This window comes from Tritonibacter mobilis, from assembly GCF_001681715.1.
In the GTDB taxonomy this organism is placed as follows: Bacteria; Pseudomonadota; Alphaproteobacteria; order Rhodobacterales; family Rhodobacteraceae; genus Epibacterium; species Epibacterium mobile.
Genome location: NZ_LNWY01000017.1, coordinates 1 through 20,676 on the forward strand (window position 1 = coordinate 1; position 20,676 = coordinate 20,676).

A 20,676-nucleotide genomic window follows, 5' to 3' on the forward strand; every position below is an offset into this window, starting at 1 on the left:
CCCTCTTTGCGCAGCATGTGATCCTGCAGCTGGCGGAAGGCATCCGGCATCTCTGTAAACGGCGCGCCATTACGAAGGGCACCTGGTTTGCGTTGGATAACAGCAAGATAGTGGCGCCAGTCATAGATGACCTTGCCCGGCTTGCGTTTGGATCGATCAATAATCCGCGCATGCTCGCAAACCGTTTGCCCCTCAGCAACGATGACCAGCCGTTCGGGGTACACGTGTAAGCTGATCCGATGGTTCGCAAAGCTGGCAGGAACGCTGTAGCGATTGCGTTCGAATGTGATCAGGCACGTCGGCGATACACGTTTGCTGTGTTCTATGAAGCCGTCGAATGCCGGCGGCAGTGCCATAAGAACGGACTTCTCAGCTTCCCAAACATCAGTAATGGACCCCGGCAAGGACTTGTGCGGTGTCTCCGCCCACAGAGCGATGCAGCGATCTTCAAGCCACTGGTTCAGTTCTTCCAGATCGGCAAAAACAGGCATGACCTGCCACATGCGGTTGCGAGCATCCTGCACACTCTTCTCGACCTGGCCTTTCTCCCAACCCGCCGCAGGGTTACAAAACTCAGGTTCAAACACGTAGTGGCTGGCCATCGCCTTGAAGCGTGCATTGATGTCGCGCTGCTTGCCTTTGCCGACGCGGTCCACCGCCGTCTTCGCGCGTCCATTGTTCTTGAACCAATGGCGAACAAGGACTTGCTATCGTAAATCCCGCGACCGGGTACGCCGCCGAAGACCCGGAAGCCATGCCAATGAGCATCGAACAGCATCTCATGGGTTTGCAGCGGGTAAGCCCGAACCAGAAACGCTCGGCTGTGCGATAGCTTGATATGAGCAACCTGAAGTTTGACCCGTTCACCGCCGATATTGGCCCAATCTTCGCTCCAGTCGAACTGGAAGGCTTCCCCGGGCTGGAACACCAAAGGTACATAGGTGCCGCGCCCCGTTGTCTGCTCAGCGCGGTGCCGTTCGTCACGCCAGGCCCGCGCAAAAGCCGCAACGCGTTCATAGGAGCCGTCATATCCCAGCTTCACCAGATCAGCATGCATTTGCTTGACTGTGCGTCGTTCTTTGCGTGACTTTCGTGTCTGGATCAGAAGCCAAGCGGATAACCTATCTGCATATGGGTCCAGCTTGCTCGGGCGCTTGGGCGTATTGAACTTCGGCTCTACAGCGCCCTCACGCAGGTACTTCTTTATGGTGTTGCGAGACAGACCCGTCCGCCGCGCAATCTCTCTGATTGGCATATTGTCACGCAATGCCCAGCGTCTGATGACACTCAAAAATCCCATGTCGATCACTCCAAATACCCCCAACCAAAACCGTCGGGGCAGTGTGTTCACATGGGTCAATTCTCAGTGACAATTTATGGGGCTACCGGGTCAATTCTCAGTGACAATCAACATGTGAGCCGCCACCGAGATAAATTCGTAAACAACAGAAAACCTGTTTTACTTTCAAAATTCTAAGCGCGAAAATCGTAATGTCCGACATTATTGTTGATTTTGTCGGACATTATGTGTAAGCCTTGTCTCAGCAAACGCAGAGCAGGACCCGCCGTGACCCAGCCGACCAACTCAAACCAGCAAACACATACGCAGGCCGCAGGCGAAACGCTTGAGACCCTGCCGCCCGGGAGCACAAGCCGGGATGTGCTGGATGCGCTGTCGCGGATGATTGACCGCGAGGGGCTGCGGATTGGGGACAGGTTGCCGCCAGAGGTGAACATCGCTCGGCGGCTCGGCATCAGTCGGGCCAAGGTGCGTGAGGCGCTGACGTCCTGGCAGAGCATGGGCATTGTGGTGCGCAACAAAAAGGCCGGCACCAGGCTGGCAGCTGAAGTGGCGGCAAACGCCATCCATCTGCCGGTGACCATGAAACTGGAAGCCGAGAGCCTGCTGCGGACCCATGCGGTTCGCCGCCCGCTGGAGGTCGAGGCGGTGCGGCTGGCCGCGCAGAACCGCACCCCCAAACATGCCGCCATCATCACCGCCCGCGTCAGCGAGCTGATGGCGGTCTATGACGCAGGCGAAGACTGGCGCCCGGCGGATGACCGGTTCCACCGCGCCATCTACGACGCCTGCGGCAACCCGCTGTTCGAACAACTGATCTTACAGATCCAGCAGGGCTTCAAGGAAGTCTATGAAGCCCCGCTGGGCAAGCCCCATCTGGGCCATGAAACCATTCCGCTGCACCCGCTGCTGGCACAGGCAATTGCAGAGGGCAACGAGACAGAAGCGACCCGGCTGATGGAAGAGATCCTGACCATGGTCGAAGCCGAAATCCGCCAGGTGCTGGAGACCAAGAATGACTGAAGATACCGCCCTTGCCACATTGCTTGCCGCCACTCACGGGGCAGGGGGGGCGGTGACGCCTCCGATCGTGCAAAGCTCGCTGTTTACATTTGACAGCTACCAGGACTTTGCCGATCGGATGGCGGGCCAGACCAGCGCGCCGGTCTATACCCGTGTGCAAAATCCCACCGTTGCGGCCTTTGAGCAGATGATGGCGCAGGCGGAGCAGGGCGAGGCGGCGATTGGCTTTGCCTCTGGCATGGCGGCGATTTCATCGACCCTGCTGGCCTTTGTGAAACCGGGCAGCCGGGTTGCCTGTGTCGAACATGTCTACCCGGATGCCTTTCGGCTGATGGAACGGTTGCTGCGCCCTTTTGGGGTCGAGGTGAATTACCATCCCGTCAGCGCATTCGAGAACAACCCGGAGCTACTGGCGGGGGTTGATATTGCCTATCTGGAGAGCCCCAGCTCCAACATGATGGAGGTGATGAACCTGCCACGGGTGACAGAGCATGCCAAACGCCACGGCACCCTGACGATGATCGACAACTCCTGGGCCGCCGGGGTGTTTCAGCAGCCGCTGACACTGGGCGTGGACATCGTTTTGCATTCGGCCTCGAAATATATCTCGGGCCATTCGGACACGGTTGCGGGCGTGGTTGTTTCCTCCCACGACCACATCACCCGCATCCGTGATCTGACCGTGCCGCTGCTGGGCGCCAAACTGGCCCCGTTTGAGGCGTTTCTGCTGAGCCGCGGCATGCGCACGCTGGTGGCGCGGATGCGCCAGCATGAGGCTACCGCCAATCGGTTTGTCGACCGGCTGAGCGCGCTGCCGCAGGTGCGCAAGATCCGCAGCCCCGGCCCCGATGACACGCCGGGCCTGACCGGGCGATCCGGGCTGATGGCGGTGGAATTTGATGACAGCGTGGATGTTCCGACGTTCTGCGACACGCTGCGCCATTTCAAGCTGGGGGTCAGCTGGGGTGGTTTCGAGAGCCTGGTGATGCCGGCCCGGATTGGGCTGGCGCAGGCGGGGGAGCAGAATTCAATGCAGAAATTTGGCGTTTCGCCAAATCTTGTGCGGCTGAACCTGGGCCTGGAGGAGGCCGAGGATCTATGGGGCGACTTTGCTGCTGCGCTGGCAGCGGCAAGTCAGCACTGAAGCCGTGACACCAACACCAAAAACCAATGCAATAGGGAAGGGAAAGATGAAACATCTTCTGAAAGGGATTGCTGCCGCGGGCATGTTGATGGGTTCAACAGCCTATGCCGATACCACGCTCAAGCTGGTCGAGGTGATCACCAGCCCCGAACGCACCGAGACGCTGCAGGCGCTGGTGGATGAATATGAAGCCGCCAATGACGGCGTGACGGTGGAGATCGTCTCGCTGCCCTGGGGTAGTGCGTTTGAAAAGCTGGCAACCATGGTTGCGGGCGGTGACGTGCCGGACATCGTGGAGATGCCGGAACGCTGGGCGGCGCTTTATGCCGGGTCGGGCCAGCTGGCGGCGCTGGATGAGCAGGTTGCGGGTTGGGAACATGGCAGCACGCTAACCGAAAAGACCGTGCAGATGGGCACCCAGACCGGGGCCATGCATATGCTGCCTTATGGTTTCTATCTGCGGGCGATGTTCTACAACAAGAAGCTGCTGGCCGAGGCCGGTGTCGAAACCCCGCCGGCCACCATGGAAGAATTCAAGGCCGCCTCGGCAGCGGTGTCTGAGCTGGACGGCAAATCCGGCTATTGCCTGCGCGGCGGTCCCGGTGGGCTGAACGCCTGGGTGATGATGGCGGCCGCGATGAACGGCACCAATGAGTTCTTCACCGAAGACGGCAAGTCGCGGATGAATGAGCCGGGCTCGGTTGCCGGATTGCAGTTCCTGATCGACATGTATCAGGACGGCAATGCCCCCAAGGACAGCGTCAGCTGGGGCTTCAACGAGATCGTGGCGGGCTTCTATTCCGGCACCTGTGCCTTCCTGGATCAGGACCCGGATGCGCTGATTGCGGTGGCAGAGCGGATGCCTGCCGAAGATTTTGCGGTGGTCCCGATGCCGGTTGGCCCCTCGGGCAAGGCCTTCCCGACCATTGGCTACGTTGGCTGGTCGATGTTCGCGGCCAGCGAGCACAAAGACGAAGCCTTTGATCTGATTGCACATCTGTCCTCGCCCGAGGCCAACGCAACCTGGACCAAGCGGGTGGGGGTGATCCCGATCCACAAGGGCGCGGATCAGGATCCCTATTTCCAGACCGAGCAGTTCAAGGGCTGGTTTGATACGCTGAACGGGTCGCAATATGTGCCCACATTGATGCCTGCCTATCTGGAGCAGTTTGGCTATTTCGCGGACAGCATTGCGCTGGATTCCAGCCAGGAGGCGCTGCTGGGCCAGCGCACGGCGCAGGACATCGCCGATGAATGGGCCGACTTCCTGACCCAGGAATACGCAAACTGGAAGGCGGCGCAGTGATTGCCCGCGCTACAAAAACTGTCGTGCCCCGGAAACCCCGGGCACGGCGCTCGCTGTATCTTCAGTATCTGGTGGAGCCTTTTGCCTATCTGTCGCCTGCGATCGTGCTGATCGGCACGGTGATCCTGATCCCGCTGATCATCGGAATTTCCTATTCTTTCCAGTCGATTGAGCTGCTGCGCCCGTTCAACAGCGGTTGGGTGGGGTTTGAAAACTACCTCGCCCTGTGGACCGACAAGAAATTCTGGATCGCGCTGGAGAACACGTTTTTCTGGACCTTCTGGTCGGTGGTCTTGCAGTTTCTGCTGGGGCTGGGGCTGGCCTTGCTGCTGAACACGCGGTTCTGGGGCAAGCGGCTGTTTCAGGCGCTGGTGTTCCTGCCCTGGGCGGTGCCCACCTTCCTGTCGGCGCTGACCTGGGCCTGGCTGTTCAACCCGGTGATTGGTCCGCTGCCGCATTGGCTGGCGAGCCTTGGCATCCTGAGCGAGCCCGATAACATTCTGGGCGACCCGGAGCTGGCGATCTGGGGGCCGATCCTGGCGAATATCTGGTTTGGGGTGCCGTTCTTTGCGATCACCCTGCTGGCGGCGCTGCAATCCATCCCCGGTGAGCTGTATGAGGCGGCCGAGATCGACGGTGCCAGCGGCTGGCAGAGCTTTTGCAAGATCACCCTGCCGTTCCTGGCGCCGATGATTGCCATTACGGTGATGCTGCGCACCATATGGATCGCCAATTTTGCCGATTTGATCTACGTCATGACCGGCGGCGGACCCGCCAATTCGACCCAGATCCTGTCGACCTATATCTTCACAACCGCGTTCCGCAAGCTGGACTTTGGCTATGCTTCGACCATCGCGGTGGCGCTGCTGCTGATCCTGCTGGTCTATTCCGGGATCGTGCTGTGGCTGCGCAAGAAACTCATCAAGATCTAAGGACACACCCATGTCTGCCGTTCTCCGACGTCGCCCGGCTGTTGCAATTGCAAAATATGCCGCCCTGGCGGGCTACCTAGCCTTTGCCCTGTTTCCGCTGTACTGGCTGATCAAGATCGCCATTACCCCGGATGCGCTGATCTATACCGAAGGCACGCAACTGCTGCCCAGCTCGGTCACCTTTGACAATTTTGCCAAGGTCATCCTGCAAACGGATTTCATGGCCTATTTCGGCAATTCGCTCTATGTCTCGCTGGGCACCGCGGCGGTGACCACCTTGGTGGCGGCAGCGGCGGGCTATGCGTTCTCACGGTTTGATTTCGCGGGCAAGAAGCTGCTGATCGCGGTGATGCTGATCACCCAGATGTTCCCGCTGTTGATGATCATCGCGCCGATCTACAAGATCATCTCGCAGATGGGCATGCTGAACTCGCTGACCAGCCTGATCGTGGTCTATACCGCCTTCAACATCCCCTTTGCCACCTTCCTGATGCAGTCCTTCTTTGACGGCATCCCCAAGGATCTGGAAGAGGCGGCAATGATGGATGGCTGCTCGCGGTTTCAGGCGCTTTACAAGGTGGTGTTTCCGCTGACCCTGCCGGGGCTGGGGGCGACGCTGGGCTTTGTCTTCACCGCCGCCTGGTCGGAGCTGCTGTTCGCCTTGATGCTGATCTCCAAGAATGACGCGATGACCTTCCCGGTGGGGCTGCTGACCTTTGTGTCGAAATTCTCGGTCGACTGGGGGCAGATGATGGCCGCGGGGGTGCTGGCGCTGGTGCCTAGCTGCCTGTTCTTCATCTTCATTCAACGTTACCTCGTGCAAGGGCTGACGTCCGGCGCGGTCAAAGGCTAGGGAGGCCCAAATGGCACGTATCCAACTGAACGACGTCAAGAAAAGCTATGGCGATGTCAACGTGTTGCGCGACATCAACCTGGATATCCAAGACGGTGAATTCATTGTGCTGGTGGGGCCTTCGGGCTGTGGCAAATCCACCCTGCTGCGGATGATTGCCGGGCTGGAGCCGATCAGCGGCGGTGATTTCCTGATCGACGGCGAGCGCATGAACGATGTGCGCCCGCGCGACCGCGACATTGCCATGGTGTTCCAATCCTACGCGCTGTACCCGCATATGGATGTGGCCCGCAACATGGGGTTCTCGATGGAGATCCGCGGCGATGCAGCGGAGGCGCGCAAGTCCAAGGTGGCCGCCGCCGCCGAGACGCTGGGCCTGTCGAAACTGACCAGCCGCCTGCCCAAGGCGCTTTCGGGCGGGCAGCGGCAGCGGGTGGCCATGGGCCGCGCCATTGTTCGCGATCCGCGCGCCTTTTTGTTTGATGAACCGCTGTCCAATCTGGATGCCGCGCTGCGGGTCGAGATGCGGCTGGAGATTGCCCGGCTGCATCAGAAACTGGGCGCGACGATGATCTATGTGACCCATGATCAGGTTGAGGCGCTGACGCTGGCGGACCGGATCGTGGTGCTGGAGGGCGGCGACATTCAGCAGGTGGGCAGCCCGCTGGAGCTGTATGAGACCCCGGCCAATAGATTTGTCGCGCAGTTCATCGGCTCCCCCACCATGAATGTGGCGCCGGTCGAGGCCGGGGCAGGGGGCGTGACCCTTGGCGGCAGCCATCTGGCGCTGCCGCATCTGGGCGATACATCCGCCGCGCATGAACTGGGCATCCGCCCCGAGCATATCGACGTGGTGGCCCCGGGGCAGGGCATGCTGAAGGCCATGGCTGATGTGGTCGAACATCTGGGATCCGACACCAATATCTATCTGCAGGTTGAGGGCATCGGCCCGATGATGGTGCGGGTGCATGGCAATATCCCGGCGCGCTCCGGTGATCTGCTGGGGCTGAACATCCAGCCGCAGAACGCCCATGTATTTGCCGCCGATGGCACCGCGCTGCGCGCCGCCACGGCGCTGGCGGCCTGACCCCGCTTCCGTGATCCCGGCGGCCCGGTTGCGGCCGCCGCCCCCCATTCTTCCCGGCCCGCACGCACGGCGTGGCCGAATGATGCCGGTCGCCTGAGCGTGACCGCCAGACGAGGTTTTTCGTGATGAGCAAGACTGACCAAATCCGCACTGAGTTGGAGCGCAAGACCCTGTGGCTGTCGGCCTGGATGATCCACCATGCCAACCATCTGCGCGAAAAGGGCGCGATCAAGGTGGGGGGGCATCAGGCTTCCTCGGCCTCGATGAATGCGATCCTGAATGCGCTGTATTTCGACGTGCTGCGCCCCGAGGACCGGGTGGCGGTGAAACCCCATGCCAGCCCGGTGTTCCATGCGATCCAGTATCTGCTGGGCAACCAGAGCCGTCAGCAGCTGGAGGATTTCCGCCGTCTGGGCGGTGCGCAGCCTTATCCGTCGCGCACCAAGGATGCGGATGACGTGGATTTCTCAACAGGGTCGGTGGGCATGGGGGTGGCGATGACCGCCTTTGCCAGCCTGACGCAGGATTATCTGGCGGGCCATGGCTGGTTGCAGCAGCCCAAGGGCCGGATGATCGCACTGGTCGGCGATGCCGAGCTGGACGAAGGCAATATCTATGAGGCGCTGCTAGAGGGCGCGAAACACGACCTGCGCAATTGCTGGTGGATCATCGATTACAACCGGCAATCGCTGGACGGGGTGGTCTCGGACGGGTTGAACGCGCGGTTTCGCGATATTTTCACCGCCTGCGGCTGGCAGGTGATCGAGCTGAAATACGGCCGGTTGATGCAGGCTGCCTTTGCGCGGCCTGGTGGTGCGGCGCTGCGCCGGTGGATCGACCAATGTGACAATGGGTTGTATTCGGCGCTGACCTTCAAGGGCGGGGCGGCCTGGCGGGCGCAGCTGGAGCAGGATCTGGCGGCGGATGCCGAGGCGCTGGCGCTGCTGGCGGATCATGATGATGCGGCGCTGGCGGCCTTGATGGGCAATCTGGCAGGCCATGATGCGGCGCTGCTGGCGGACACCATGAACGGCATCGACCATGACCGCCCGGTGTGCTTCATCTGTTATACGGTCAAAGGCCACGGGCTGCCGCTGGCCGGGCATAAGGACAACCATGCGGGGGTGCTGACCGCGGGCCAGATCGACGGTCTGCGCCGCGAGATGAAGATTGATGCGGGCGATGAATGGGAGCCTTTGGCGGGGATCTCCGACCCGGATACGGTGCAGGATTTCCTGAACAAGGTGCCGTTCAATCAGGGGGGCAGCCGCTGCCACAAGGCCGCGCGGGTGCCTGCGGATAAACAGGTGCAGCCGCGGCTGAAAGATGTGATCTCCACCCAGGAGACATTTGGGCAGGTGCTGGCGGCGCTGGCGTCCGATGCGCCGGAGCTGGCGGAGCGGATTGTGACTACCTCGCCCGATGTGTCGGTCTCGACCAATCTGGGGGGCTGGATCAACAAGACCGGGCTGTTTGCCAAGACCGGCGTGGCGGATGTGTTCAAGGATCAGGCGATTGCCAGCCTGCAAAAATGGCAACGCAGCCCCGAGGGGCGGCATGTGGAGCTGGGCATTGCCGAGAACAACCTGTTCACCTTTCTCGGGGCGCTGGGGCTGGCGCATTCGCTGTTTGGCCAGCGGCTGCTGCCGGTGGGCACGGTCTATGATCCGTTTATCTGCCGCGGTTTGGATGCGCTGAACTATGCCTGCTATCAGGACGCGCGGTTCATGCTGGCGGCAACGCCGTCGGGGGTGTCGCTGAGCCATGAAGGCGGCGCGCATCAGTCGATTTCAACCCCGCTGATTGGCATGGCGCAGGATGGGCTGGCGACGTTTGAGCCCGCCTTTGCCGATGAGCTGGCGGCGATCATGCATTGGGGGTTCGATTACATGCAGCGCGACGGGTCGGGTGTGGCCGAGGAACAGAGCTGGCTGCATGATGAGCGCGGTGGCGCGGTGTATCTGCGGCTGTCGACGGTGCCGCTGGAGCAGCCGCAGCGGCAGATGGATGCGGCATTGGCGCGGCAGGTGATTGATGGCGGCTATTGGCTGCGGGCGCCGGAGCCGGGGACCTTGGTGGTGATAGCCTATAGCGGCGTGGTTGCGCCGGAGGCAATCCGCGCGGCGGGGCTGCTGGCCGAGGATCTGCGCGGCGTCGGCGTGCTGGCGGTCACCAGTGCCGACCGGCTGAACGCGGGCTGGCAGGCGGCGGAACGGGCGCGCCAGCGTGGTCAGGACACCGCCATGTCCCATGCCGAGCGCCTGCTGGCGCAGATGCCGCGGGATGCGGGGCTGGTGACGGTGACCGATGGCCATCCCGCCGCCCTCAGCTGGCTGGGCGGGGTTGAGGGCCACCGGGTGAAATCCCTGGGGGTTGAACATTTCGGCCAGGCCGGCACGGTAGAGGACGCCTATCGGCTGCATGGGATCGACTGCAACGCCATCCTGCATGCGGCCACGGCCTTGCGACCCGGACGCGGCGCGCGCTATGCGATGCCATTGGCCGGGTGATGGTGCTTGAAAGTTTGTTTGCCGAAATGGCGATTTGGAGAGATTGATGCCTGATATTCTGAACGACAGCACCGCGGACAGCGGCACCCTGTGGATCACCGACCCCGGCCACCGCGCGGCGCTGCTGCATGAGGCGCGGCGGCAGTTTGACTTCTTTGCCGCCAGCGTCGATCCGGCCGGGGGCTTTGACACGCTGGATTTCGACGGCAAGCCGCTGCCCGGTCAGATGCGCGAGCTGCACACGGTGACGCGGATGGTGCATTCCTACGCGCTGGCGCAGATGCTGGGCGTCGCAGGCGCCGAGCAGATTGTCGACCACGGGCTGCGTTATCTGGCCAGCCACCACCGCGACGCCGAATATGGCGGTTACCTGTGGGGGCTGGAGGGCGACACCCCGGCGGATATCCGCAAGCTGGCCTATGGGCATGTGTTTGTGCTGTTGGCTGCCGCCAGCGCCCATCAGGCGGGGCATCCGCAGGCGATGGCGCTGCTGGAGGAGGTCTGGCGGGTGCTGGAGGAGAGATACTGGGAAGAGGACCACGGGCTGTTTGCCGATGAGTGGGACCGCGACTGGACGCCGTTTTCCACCTATCGCGGCATGAATGCCAATATGCACGCGGTCGAGGCGCTGCTGACCGCCTATGAAGCCACCGGGCGGGAGATCTTTGTGCAACGCGCCGGGCGGATCCTGGATTTCTTCGTGGGCCGGATTGCCCCGGCTGAGGGCTGGCGGCTGCCGGAACATTATGATGCCAACTGGCAGATCGATCGTGCCTATAGCGGCAACCCGATGTTCCGCCCCGCAGGCAGTACGCCGGGCCATTCGTTTGAGCTGGGCCGGCTGCTGCTTCAATATTGGGACCTGCGCGGCCGCCCCGAGGGCAACGCACCGCAGGATGCGCGCCGGTTGATCGAACAGGCGCTGGAAGATTCCTGGGACGCGGTGCGCGGCGGCTTTGCCTATACGCTGGGGGCGGGCGGCAAGGTGGCAATTGCGGATCGCTACTGGTGGCCGGTGACCGAGGCAATCGGCGCCATGGCGGCGCTGCTGAAACTGGATGCCCGACCCGAGGATGAGACCTGGTATCGCCGCCTGTGGGGTTTTGCCCATGCGCATCTGATCGACCACGCCCGCGGGGGCTGGTTCCCGGAACTGGACGCTAATAACAAGACCGTGTCGAACCAGTTTATGGGCAAGCCTGACATCTATCATTCGGTGCAGGCGGCGCTGTTCCCGCTGGCCGCAGGCCTGTCGCGCAATGCGGCGGACCTGAAACGGCTGGACCCGCAAACCGCCGCGCTGCGCTGACCTGAACCGATCTTAATAAACGCGGCCCGCAAGCGCCGCCTGCAATGCCCGAAGGTGGGACTTCCCACCCGCAGCCGGAACTGCCCCACGGGGTGGTTCCGGTTAATTTGGGGTCTATTGCCGGACGGGACAGAAACCTACGCTAAGGGGGGATTACCTTTTAAGGGCTTTGATGATGTAACCGCCCCCCGACGGCATCAATGTGCCAAGGTGGGTCTGCAACGATCCACATAGGAGAGCGGTCATGTCGGAGATTATCACGGTCGGGCTCGATCTGGCGAAGAGTGTGTTCCAGGCGCACGGGGCCGACGGTAATGGTCGTGCGCAAGAAGTTGCGGCGGGCTCAGGTGCTGGATTTTTCGGCCAACTCCCGGCCTGCGTCGTGGCGATGGAAGACTGCGGCGGCACTCATTTCCGGGGTCGTGAGATCGGCAAGCTGGGTCATGACGTTCGGCTGATCCCACCCGCCTACGTCAAACCCGTCGTGAAACGTCAGAAAAACGATGCGGCCGATGCCGATGCGATCTGCGAGGCCGCGCTACGTCCGACGATGCGGTTCGTGCCTGTGAAGAGCGAAGAGACGCAGGGTGCGGCGATGGTGTTTCGCGTGCGCGAGCTTCTGATCCGGCAGCGGTTCCAGGCCATCAATGCGCTGCGAGGCATTTGAGCGAGCTCGGACAGGTCGTGCCACAGGGGGTAGCGAATGCATCGAAGCTGATTGCACTCGTCGAAGATCCGGAACGCACTCTACCTGCCGATGCGATCCCCACCCTTAAGGTTCTGGTTGCGGCACTGACGCAGTTGGAGGAAGAGATCACCAAGCTTGATGCCGAGATCACCCGACGCGCCAAAGAGAACGAAGGGGCGCGGCGTCTGATGACGGAGCCGGGTATCGGGCCGCTGATTACGACAGCCATCGCATCTTTGGCCTCGCCGCCTGACACCTTCCGTCGAGCGCGTGATTTTGCAGCCTGGCTGGGCCTTGTGCCCCGGCAGCACTCGACCGGCGATAAGCAGCGGCTCGGAGCCACGACAAAGATGGGCGAGCGGTCCCTGCGACGCCTGCTGGTCATCGGCGCCAACAGCGTCATTATCACACCGCATACCCACGCTTCGGCCAGCCGTGATGGCGACAGCCCCGTGTTAGCAGACCCTCTTGGGCAGATCCTAGAAGACGAGCAGATCGGTACCGTGACTGCCGGCGGTGTCTATGACATGCGACGCTGCCACAAGATCATCATCGAACGGCAGGCCATGCCAATCATTCCAGTCCGCAAGAACAGCCGGTTATGGAAGGATGACAGCCCATCGGCACGCGCCCGAAGTGCAACCCTGCGCGCAACGCGATATTACAGCAGGGCTTTCTGGAAACGATGGACAGGATACCACGCCCGCAGCCGCATGAAGGCGAAGATGGGCTGCCTGAAATCTGTCGGCGAGCGCATCATGGCAAGATACCTTGACCCCCAACAGCCTCATCATACCGGCTCTGTATCGGGTATGCCAAGAGCGGTGTAGCGGTTGAGCGCAGCGACGTGGGCTTGGATTTCCGTGACCTAGCGATCATACTCTTGGACCATTAGGGATTGACCCAAGAGTTTGATGCAGTTCATCTTGCTCTCAACGCGGCTCCTGTGGTGATATCCGCTCTATTGCCACCGCTTCGAAAGCACCTCAGTATGCGATGCGCGTCATCGGTGTCTAGATCGCTTTCTACAACAATCGCCGCCCTCATCAGGCCCTTGCCATGCGCACGCCTGTCGCGGCATTCAGATCAGCGGCTTTACCTGAGCTGATTCAGCTGGGTCGATACAGCACAGCAGATATCGGAGGTCAGAGACACAGGGCTGTCGGATACTACACCTCTGAGACCTACAAGGCAAGGTGTGGCTACCTAGAACGGAGGCAACCAGACGAGAAAGAGAACTAGTGAGAATGGCAGGCAGCGTGGAAATTGTGGCGCTACCCGCGCGTGACTAATACGAGCGAGGGCCTGAGTGTATTTTCACAAGGGGTAACGATATCGCAAAGCTTCTCAGATCTGAGGGCTTGGCTAGGAGATACCACGGCTACAGACGGTCAGTCTTGTATCATTGGATAAAAATGGGATCTGTGAGATTAAGACCTAAGGGCGGGTTAGCCGATGCAACAGTAGCGCACGAAGTCTGCGAAGGACATCGGACGAAAAAAAGCGAAACCATGAGCGTTGATCATGACCAGATTGATGGCGACGAAGCGTATTCAATTCGGCGAGTTGGGATTTGTAGTAGTCAGCAAGCCAGCGCTCAGCAATGCGCTGCTCAGATGCGCTCCAATATCCATTCAAGACACGCTCTCGAACCTCATCATGGCCAAGGGATTCAAGTTGGTCCAAGAAGTCACAGCTCATATCGAAATCCAGACGCATAAAAATTTGGGGAAACAGCCAAAGCCATTGAAGGCACACGAAGGATCTAGCCAAGGTAATTATGGTTGGACGAGAGGACAGGTCAAGTCTGACAACGAGGAAACGTATTGGAAAACTGGAGCCAGTGTCTCGCTCTCCAACAGAGCTCGAACCAGTTGAAGGGATATTTTGATCTTGTAACATAGAAATGAACCAAGTGAAGACGAATGCGCGAGGCACGTTTTACAGAAGAGCAAGATCTTCAGCATTTTATCAAAGTATGTGCATTTTCAACGAAGGCTGTCGATCAGGCGCATCGACGTCAAATTGAGGCATCAAGGCACGCCAACATCATTTTAACTCGTTCAGTGTTCCGCGATTGTTCTGAAGAGGTTCTGGTGGCCAAACTGGTGCCGTATGTTTGTCTGCGCATATCTCGGATTCTGCACGCGCGACGGTCATATAAATGCCTTCAAGCACTAGTTCATATTGAGCTCGATCATGCTTCTCGACTTGGCTTTACACAGTAACCATTTTGCGTTCTAGTTTCCATATTATTGAATCTTTTCGGCGGCGCGAAACGGCCCGAGCCCACCTGTTCAAGTAAGCTACTTTAAGCGTTGCCGAATAAGACCTCAGGTTGATCCTCTCAGGCACTGAAGTGCCAGGTGACTAAGGTTCTTTGCTTTCTGGTAAGTTCTGTGAGCAATGCATTCTGAGTTTTAACTAGAAGCGGTCTCATTTTATTAGGATTTTGCGATGCATGGTTATGGCGAAGCGAATACGATTCGCTTCGCGGGCCACTGTAAAGGTTATGTAATGGATAAGTTTTCGATTTCTGCACGTGTGTATCTTGGATATGGCATGCTTCTCATAGCATTGGTGGCCGGTTCAGTATTTGCTTATCTAAATGTGAATAGTCTGGGCACAACGTATCAAGGCTACCGTGGGACAGCGAAGCAGACCATTCGCATCAACAATATCGTCGAAGACCTGTTCGAGGCACGGATCGCGGCGTTGAAATATAGAATTTCACTCAGCGAGAGTGATGCTGACGACGTTCGCAACAACATTGGTGAAATTCTGCGTGATTTGAAACAGGATACGATATTGAGCGAAAATTCAATGCTCGCCAGCAAGATTTCCAACGTTGTCGAACTATCGCAAGTCTATGATCAGCTTTTTGAGGACCTACGCACCGCCGATGGTCAATTGGCTATCGCAAAGCAGGCGTTTGACACTAAAGTTGTTACGCTGTTGACGGAGCTGCGTGACCTGAAGTCGGCTGCTATTGCGAAAAATGATGCACAGTTGGTAGCTAAAATTGCCATCGCGATTGAAGCCCTAGATGTGGTCGTGGTCGACGTCAGTAGAAATGCATATGCCGAGATCAGCGAGCGAATGCGAGCTCTGGACACTGCAACGGCTGTAGTGATTGAAAACGGGGAAGGCATACTCAACGGAGAACAGGTTTCATCTCTGCAGGATCAAATTGTGGGCCTGCGCGTCAACTTGTCTGATCAGGCCAAAATTTATGCATCAATTGAAGACATCCGTTTGAATGGCCTGGATACGATTGGGCCTAAGGTTCAATCCGACCTAGAAAGCATCGTCGAGGCAATTGTTACCGAACAAGATAAGCTTGGTCCACTTGGTCAAGCTAAAGTAGACCGCGCGTTGCTTCTGACGCCGTTGATCGCGGGACTGGTTTTTATCGTGTCGGTGATCATGGCGTTTGTTGTCGGCAAGTGGATTACTAACCCGATCTCAAATTTAGTGGCGCAGACGATATCCCTGTCTGAGGGAGATACGGACGTCAAAATTACCGGCGGTGAACTGAAGCATGAAATCGGAAAAATGGCTAAGGCGCTGATCATTTTCCGCGAGTCGATTGTCGAACGACGGGCGGCTCAAAAGAAAATCGAAGCTGCGCAGAAAAAGCAGCAGAAGGTTGTCGAAGCATTGCAGATTGGGCTTGCAAACCTTTCCGAGGCCAAGCTGACGGTGCGCATTCAGGATGATTTGGGTACAGAATACGAAGCGTTGCGCAATCACTTCAATGCAGCGGTCGGAGAATTGGAAAAGACCATCAGCAATGTAGTGGAAACGACTTCCTCGATCAGTGCCAAGGCTGATGAGATCAAGGGGTCTTCGAGCGAGCTTGCCGCCCGCACCGAGAGTCAAGCCGCAACGTTGGAAGAAACCGCAGCGGCGGTGGAAGAGATCACCGCATCCATGAAGAACGCTGCAGATGGCGCGCGATCTGTCGAAGAAATCGTTCAAAATGCAACGCATGATGCTCAAAAAAGTGGAGAAATCGTTCAAACGGCGGTGGCTGCGATGGAAGAAATTCAAGCCTCTTCAATCAAGATTTCTCAAATTATCAGCGTCATTGACGACATTGCATTCCAAACCAATCTCCTTGCACTGAACGCAGGTGTTGAGGCGGCACGGGCTGGAGAAGCAGGACGCGGGTTCGCAGTTGTGGCGTCTGAAGTGCGTGGGCTTGCGCAGCGCTGTACAGATGCTGCCAGCGAGATCAAGGCGCTGATCAATAGCAGTTCACAGCAAGTGGAGAAAGGCGTCTCCTATGTTGACGAGGCGGGCGAGGCGTTGGCGGGTATTATTAGGTAGGTTAGTCATATTTCGGAGCTGGTTTCAGATATCGCCCGTAGCGCGTCAGAACAGGCGACAGGGCTTAACGAAATCAACCTCGGCGTGACACAGCTAGATAGTGTCACGCAGCAAAATGCTGCGATGGTGGAGGAGGCAAACGCTGCAGGGGAAATGCTCAACCGTGATGCCTCCTTCTTATCTAGTTTGGTCGCGAATTTTGAAGTGAGCGGAGGGGCCAATTATGATCAGGCGGTGAAACTGAATGAAGCGGTGTCGCAGGATATTGCATGGGGTGACTTTGATGAGACGGAGCCACCAATGAGAGCCTCTGGCGACAAATGGACTGACTTCTGATAAATTTCGGCAGAAACAAAGTTAATGTGTTGCCGTGTGAGACACAGGTTGTTTCAAACAAAACAACACGTTGCCAACGTGCCGCCAAGCGTTCTTAAGATCAGTGAAACGAGGGCCATAAGCTATTGTTAGATCTTTGACCCATCACTACATGTCATGTATCAATAGCTAACCAAAAGATACCTACCTTTTTTGACCAGGTGAAATATCCAAAGAATAGGATCGGAAAAACGGCTCTTCTTTTATGCGCTCACTAAGACGCATCAGGTCGCCTCTTTCTCCACGCCATGCCAAGTACTCATTTTGAGCATCGCGGTTCTTCCACCTGTGTTGAACCAAGATTTCTTTGCGTTTATGAGATATCGCTAGGAATGCATCGATACAGCCGGGAAACTGCTTAGCTTCCTCCACCATAGAGGGGAACTCATCGACTAGCTCTTCGAAGTACTCATCGAGAGGTCGTATGATCAGTATGGCGAGTTCTTGTGGCATAGGTTCCACCTTCACATGGCTGGAACTTTTAAGATATGTTAACTACTTTAACCAAGTTAACGGAAGTATATGATTTCTTTGTCATGTTGCTTGGCGGCAACCAAATTAACACTCCACGTTGAGTGACCGAAGTGAGTGGAAGGCCTGGACGTGTATCATTCGGAGCAATGATCCAAATGCGCGTCAATTAGGCCGAGCAGGTCCTTATCGGCGGATAAGACGCTTAGATTTGGGTCGGGCCATCTTGAGCAATCGGGATTGTACCAAGTGTCAGTGATATCACGCGATTAGGGCGGCGCGTGGGCGCCTTGGACTTTGGCTCTACAACATCTTTGCTGAGTTACTTCTTTATGGTGTTTCGAGGCAGCGCCGTCCGATGCGCAATTTCTCTGATTGTCATTTTGTCATGCAATGCCCAGCATCTGACGACACTCAAAAAAAACCTATGTCGGTCAATCCAAACACCCAACCAAAACCACCGGAGTAGCGTGTTCACATGGGCCAATTCTCAGTGACAGACTATTGGCTACCGAGTCAGTTCTTAGCGACAACTAACAACGCACCAGCCAGACGCTCCGTCATGGGATGGCTTTGCTTGCAGGCGCTTGGATATCTCGAAGCTGGTCGATGCACGTGTTTTTGCTCCGACTTCAAACGTTTCGTCGAATGAATGCGATGATCGCGAGGATCACGAATACGACGAAAATAACCTGTGCGATCCATGACGCGGTACCGGCAATGCCGCCGAACCCGAGTACCGCCGCCACGATGGCAACTACTAGAAATATCAAAGCCCACTGAAGCATGGTTTTTCCTTTCATTTTGCCTGACAACGCTGAGGAGCTCTCGCGGTTCCCTGCATTGTAGAAATTAATCGTCAGTTTTTTGCTTGCCATGGGAACCGTCGTGTGTTTGCGGCGTTCACAAGGGTTCGATAGATCAAGAAAACAAGGAGAAGGTGATGAACTGGGATCAAATTCAAGGTAAATGGAAAGAGATGAAAGGCAACGCGCAAGCCAAATGGGGCGAATTGACGGACGACGAACTCGACGAGATTGACGGCAACCGCGAAGCGCTGGAAGGAAAGATCCAAGCAAAGTACGGTAAGTCGAAGGAAGAAGCCAAGCGCGAAGTTGACGAGTGGATGAACTCGTAGCGATTGTCGCGCACGGTTGAACGAAGTGTTTGAAGCGCGGAGCGACCTCGTCGCGCCTCGGACACTTCGTTCAGTAAGAAAACCGTGATTTCGCAAAACCTTATCGACTGAGAAAATTACCGACAGGTTTCAGAGTTTCAAACTCGTCCGCAACAGCTTTGAATACCAGCAGGAACGGAACAGCGAGCAGGGCACCGGACACTCCCCAAAGCCATGTCCAAACGACGACGGCAAGGAATACAGAGACAGTGTTCAATTCGAGTTGACGTCCGACGAAATAAGGCGTCAGAAATTGCCCTTCCAGCGTGGTGAGAGCTTGATATGAAAATGGCGCTAAGAGCGCGTAAGCCACACTGTTAAACGTGATGATGGCGTGGGCGCCTACTAGAAGCGTGCCGATTACCCCCCCAATGAATGGCAGGTAGTTCAGCAAGAAGGCAGCAATGCCCCAAATCACCGCATTCTCGAGGCCGAGGAACCAAAGCGTCGTTCCAATCGCCAGACCAAGAACTGCGTTGATCACAGTGATCGTTAAAAGGTAGCGTGAGACTCGACGTTGGATCCCATAGACAACGGACAGAGCACGCTTTTTATCTTTCATCGATGAAAAGGACTGCACGAGCTTTGTATAGAAGAGTTCCCCTGACGCTAGGAGAAAAAATGCCAGAATCAGGGCGACCGCAATGGTCGTGGCGGAGCTTGCGAAACCGGTCACCGCAGAGGTCAATAGGCCTGGTTGCTCGACAACCACCTGTTGTTTTTCTCCAGTATTTTCCCCTCCGGTATCCTTACCGAGACGTTCCACTTCTTCCGAAGCCTCTTGGACTGCTTCAAACGCGTCTGATAGGCCGCGCAGTTTGATCTCCAGTTCTCGCCCAATATTTGGCGCATCTTCTACCCATGCGGCAACAGTCCCTCCTGCCAGATAAATGATCGAGACAATCCCGCATCCCGTTGCAAGTGTTAATGCCCCTGCTGTTAGCCCAGATGGAACGCCCACCCGAAACGAGGCCCGCGCAATCGGACTCAGCGTCATCGCGATAAGGAAGCCGAGCATGACTGGGAGGATGAGATCGCGCGCGAAGTAGATAACCACGAAGATGGCGATGACGGATAGTATGCTGGCGCTCTGACGCAGCGCTTTTAGATGTGTGTCTTGGTCTCTCATCCTAGTAAGTATCCGGGGCTTCAGCGCGTTTGTCACGAGCGCTTTCGCCAGCTATCTTCGGTTGAAGAAACAGCCCCAGCTCAACTGTGTCAGGGCACATGAGTAAAATTGTCTCTCCTTTGGCAGATCCAAAGTAAAACAGGCCCCAAATGGGCCTGCTTCACATCTATTTTGGTGCTTCAATTCTCGTATTCGGGTTGCTGCTCGAGCGCCTCCCTAGTTGCGTCAACGTAGACGCGAAAATCGTCGCCGCCTTCGTTGCGCAAAATTGTGAGCTCATCAAACGTCACCGCCACCGGGCGCTCGCCGATACCGAGGAACCCACCAACGTCGATGACGACCCGCTCGATTTCACCACCATCAGTGATTAGGATTTCCGATACCTCTCCGACATCTTCATCGTTTGCACCGTAAACACGTGCGCCAGTCAGGGTTTCGGTGGTCAACTGCTCACGCTCTGCAACCGAATATCCTTCGCGCTCGACCTGAGGGGCCGCCAGCATTGTCCGCTCCATAGCATTGTTTGCTATTGCTTGATCGTCCATTTTGGCACGTTCGAAAACTGGTGCGTTTTCCAGCATCTCGCGAGTCGACTGTACGAAGAGGAAGAGTTGGTCACTTTCGCCATCTTCGCGCATGAAACTCAAATCACCCATATTGATCGCCACATCACGTTCACCAACACCAAGAAAGCCGCCGACGCCAACAATTACGGCCGCTACGTCGCCTTCGCGAGTGACGACGATTTCGTTGATTTCGCCGATGTCATCCCATTTCGCCCGGTCCTCGTCCGTCGTTGGTGCCGCGGCATCCACTTCCTCTTCAGCGGTATAGATGCGCATCCCTATCAATTCAGAGGCAAAAAGATCGGTTTCGGATGTCACTGTGTAATCCAGGAAGGCACCGGTGTGCCCATCGGCGAGCGCGGTTGAGCCCATAGCGACGACGATTGCTGTTGTGCTTAGGAAACGTTTCATAAGGAACTCCTTTCTGTAAGTTCCCTTGGCAACGCTACAAGGGCTCAGCGGTTCCTTTAGAAT

17 protein-coding genes and 4 pseudogenes are annotated in these 20,676 nt (G+C 57.5%); 15 read left to right on the forward strand and 6 right to left on the reverse strand.

Features of this window, described 5'->3' with window-relative positions; translation table 11 throughout:
• A pseudogene (istA, locus tag UB90_RS16765) lies at positions 1–1,300 on the reverse strand (IS21 family transposase); the annotation flags it as partial.
• A 267-nt stretch (positions 1,301–1,567) separates the two neighbouring features.
• Between istA and UB90_RS16770 the strand changes: the two are divergent.
• From UB90_RS16770 to UB90_RS23010, 10 genes and pseudogenes are all read left to right on the forward strand, one after another.
• A complete protein-coding gene (locus UB90_RS16770; protein ID WP_227512074.1) occupies positions 1,568–2,323 on the forward strand; it encodes a FadR/GntR family transcriptional regulator in 756 nt (251 codons plus the stop codon).
• Positions 2,316–3,467, forward strand: a complete 1,152-nt coding sequence (locus UB90_RS16775; RefSeq protein ID WP_065325671.1) for a PLP-dependent transferase — start codon at positions 2,316–2,318, stop codon at positions 3,465–3,467. Before UB90_RS16770 ends, UB90_RS16775 begins: the two co-directional genes overlap by 8 nt.
• A gap of 46 nt (positions 3,468–3,513) precedes the next feature.
• The gene (locus UB90_RS16780; protein WP_065325670.1) at positions 3,514–4,773 is read left to right on the forward strand and encodes an ABC transporter substrate-binding protein; all 1,260 of its coding nucleotides are present in this window, start codon (positions 3,514–3,516) and stop codon (positions 4,771–4,773) included.
• Between the two features lie 23 nt (positions 4,774–4,796).
• Positions 4,797–5,705, forward strand: coding sequence for a carbohydrate ABC transporter permease (locus UB90_RS16785; RefSeq protein ID WP_227512075.1), 909 nt, complete (start codon positions 4,797–4,799; stop codon positions 5,703–5,705).
• 10 nt (positions 5,706–5,715) lie between these two features.
• Positions 5,716–6,558: a carbohydrate ABC transporter permease gene (locus UB90_RS16790; protein WP_065325668.1), complete on the forward strand. Its 843-nt coding sequence runs from the start codon at positions 5,716–5,718 to the stop codon at positions 6,556–6,558.
• A gap of 10 nt (positions 6,559–6,568) precedes the next feature.
• Positions 6,569–7,645 carry an ABC transporter ATP-binding protein gene (locus UB90_RS16795; RefSeq protein WP_065325667.1) on the forward strand — a complete coding sequence of 359 codons (1,077 nt, stop codon included), beginning with the start codon at positions 6,569–6,571 and terminating at the stop codon, positions 7,643–7,645.
• A gap of 125 nt (positions 7,646–7,770) precedes the next feature.
• The gene (locus tag UB90_RS16800) at positions 7,771–10,155 is read left to right on the forward strand and encodes a transketolase (RefSeq protein WP_065325666.1); all 2,385 of its coding nucleotides are present in this window, start codon (positions 7,771–7,773) and stop codon (positions 10,153–10,155) included.
• A 46-nt stretch (positions 10,156–10,201) separates the two neighbouring features.
• On the forward strand, positions 10,202–11,464 hold the full coding sequence (locus UB90_RS16805; protein WP_065325665.1) for an AGE family epimerase/isomerase: 1,263 nt from the start codon (positions 10,202–10,204) through the stop codon (positions 11,462–11,464).
• Between the two features lie 244 nt (positions 11,465–11,708).
• Positions 11,709–12,583 (forward strand): annotated as a pseudogene (locus UB90_RS16810) (IS110 family RNA-guided transposase); the annotation flags it as partial.
• A pseudogene (locus UB90_RS23010) lies at positions 12,584–12,934 on the forward strand (transposase); the annotation flags it as partial.
• A gap of 8 nt (positions 12,935–12,942) precedes the next feature.
• Here the strand turns inward: UB90_RS23010 and UB90_RS22740 are convergent.
• Positions 12,943–13,113: pseudogene (locus UB90_RS22740) on the reverse strand (IS5/IS1182 family transposase); the annotation flags it as partial.
• A gap of 563 nt (positions 13,114–13,676) precedes the next feature.
• On the opposite strand from UB90_RS22740, the gene UB90_RS16815 reads away from it, so the two are divergent.
• From UB90_RS16815 to UB90_RS23145, 4 genes are all read left to right on the forward strand, one after another.
• A complete protein-coding gene (locus UB90_RS16815; RefSeq protein ID WP_065325664.1) occupies positions 13,677–14,030 on the forward strand; it encodes a hypothetical protein in 354 nt (117 codons plus the stop codon).
• A 47-nt stretch (positions 14,031–14,077) separates the two neighbouring features.
• Entirely contained in the window at positions 14,078–14,380 is a 303-nt protein-coding gene (locus UB90_RS22845; protein WP_131818816.1) for a hypothetical protein, read from the forward strand.
• A gap of 229 nt (positions 14,381–14,609) precedes the next feature.
• Positions 14,610–16,484 carry a methyl-accepting chemotaxis protein gene (locus tag UB90_RS16820; protein ID WP_235859304.1) on the forward strand — a complete coding sequence of 625 codons (1,875 nt, stop codon included), beginning with the start codon at positions 14,610–14,612 and terminating at the stop codon, positions 16,482–16,484.
• Positions 16,485–16,568: 84 nt separating this feature from the next.
• Entirely contained in the window at positions 16,569–16,820 is a 252-nt protein-coding gene (locus tag UB90_RS23145; RefSeq protein ID WP_235859305.1) for a hypothetical protein, read from the forward strand.
• A 183-nt stretch (positions 16,821–17,003) separates the two neighbouring features.
• Here the strand turns inward: UB90_RS23145 and UB90_RS16825 are convergent, their stop codons facing one another.
• Together UB90_RS16825 and UB90_RS23340 are read right to left on the reverse strand one after the other, a co-directional pair.
• Entirely contained in the window at positions 17,004–17,312 is a 309-nt protein-coding gene (locus tag UB90_RS16825) for a putative quinol monooxygenase (RefSeq protein WP_065325663.1), read from the reverse strand.
• Positions 17,313–17,962: 650 nt separating this feature from the next.
• Complete coding sequence (locus UB90_RS23340) at positions 17,963–18,208, reverse strand: DUF1328 domain-containing protein (protein ID WP_430472398.1); 246 nt, start codon at positions 18,206–18,208, stop codon at positions 17,963–17,965.
• Between the two features lie 65 nt (positions 18,209–18,273).
• Here UB90_RS23340 and UB90_RS16835 point away from each other — a divergent pair, with 65 nt between their 5' ends.
• Entirely contained in the window at positions 18,274–18,468 is a 195-nt protein-coding gene (locus tag UB90_RS16835; protein WP_065325662.1) for a CsbD family protein, read from the forward strand.
• 100 nt (positions 18,469–18,568) lie between these two features.
• On the opposite strand, the gene UB90_RS16840 is transcribed toward UB90_RS16835, so the two are convergent.
• The gene (locus UB90_RS16840; protein WP_081285602.1) at positions 18,569–19,636 is read right to left on the reverse strand and encodes an AI-2E family transporter; all 1,068 of its coding nucleotides are present in this window, start codon (positions 19,634–19,636) and stop codon (positions 18,569–18,571) included.
• A gap of 179 nt (positions 19,637–19,815) precedes the next feature.
• The gene (locus UB90_RS16845) at positions 19,816–20,613 is read right to left on the reverse strand and encodes a PRC-barrel domain-containing protein (RefSeq protein WP_065325661.1); all 798 of its coding nucleotides are present in this window, start codon (positions 20,611–20,613) and stop codon (positions 19,816–19,818) included.
• Positions 20,614–20,676 lie beyond the last annotated feature (63 nt).

Coding starts and splice junctions, on each gene's coding strand:
- UB90_RS16775 (WP_065325671.1), top strand. CDS start 2,316: ATGACTGAAGATACCGCCCTTGCCACATTGCTTGCCGCCACTCACGGG.
- UB90_RS16780 (WP_065325670.1), top strand. CDS start 3,514: ATGAAACATCTTCTGAAAGGGATTGCTGCCGCGGGCATGTTGATGGGT.
- UB90_RS16790 (WP_065325668.1), top strand. CDS start 5,716: ATGTCTGCCGTTCTCCGACGTCGCCCGGCTGTTGCAATTGCAAAATAT.
- UB90_RS16795 (WP_065325667.1), top strand. CDS start 6,569: ATGGCACGTATCCAACTGAACGACGTCAAGAAAAGCTATGGCGATGTC.
- UB90_RS16800 (WP_065325666.1), top strand. CDS start 7,771: ATGAGCAAGACTGACCAAATCCGCACTGAGTTGGAGCGCAAGACCCTG.
- UB90_RS16805 (WP_065325665.1), top strand. CDS start 10,202: ATGCCTGATATTCTGAACGACAGCACCGCGGACAGCGGCACCCTGTGG.
- UB90_RS16815 (WP_065325664.1), top strand. CDS start 13,677: ATGACCAGATTGATGGCGACGAAGCGTATTCAATTCGGCGAGTTGGGA.
- UB90_RS22845 (WP_131818816.1), top strand. CDS start 14,078: ATGCGCGAGGCACGTTTTACAGAAGAGCAAGATCTTCAGCATTTTATC.
- UB90_RS16820 (WP_235859304.1), top strand. CDS start 14,610: ATGCATGGTTATGGCGAAGCGAATACGATTCGCTTCGCGGGCCACTGT.
- UB90_RS16825 (WP_065325663.1), bottom strand. CDS start 17,312: ATGCCACAAGAACTCGCCATACTGATCATACGACCTCTCGATGAGTAC.
- UB90_RS23340 (WP_430472398.1), bottom strand. CDS start 18,208: ATGGCAAGCAAAAAACTGACGATTAATTTCTACAATGCAGGGAACCGC.
- UB90_RS16835 (WP_065325662.1), top strand. CDS start 18,274: ATGAACTGGGATCAAATTCAAGGTAAATGGAAAGAGATGAAAGGCAAC.
- UB90_RS16840 (WP_081285602.1), bottom strand. CDS start 19,636: ATGAGAGACCAAGACACACATCTAAAAGCGCTGCGTCAGAGCGCCAGC.
- UB90_RS16845 (WP_065325661.1), bottom strand. CDS start 20,613: ATGAAACGTTTCCTAAGCACAACAGCAATCGTCGTCGCTATGGGCTCA.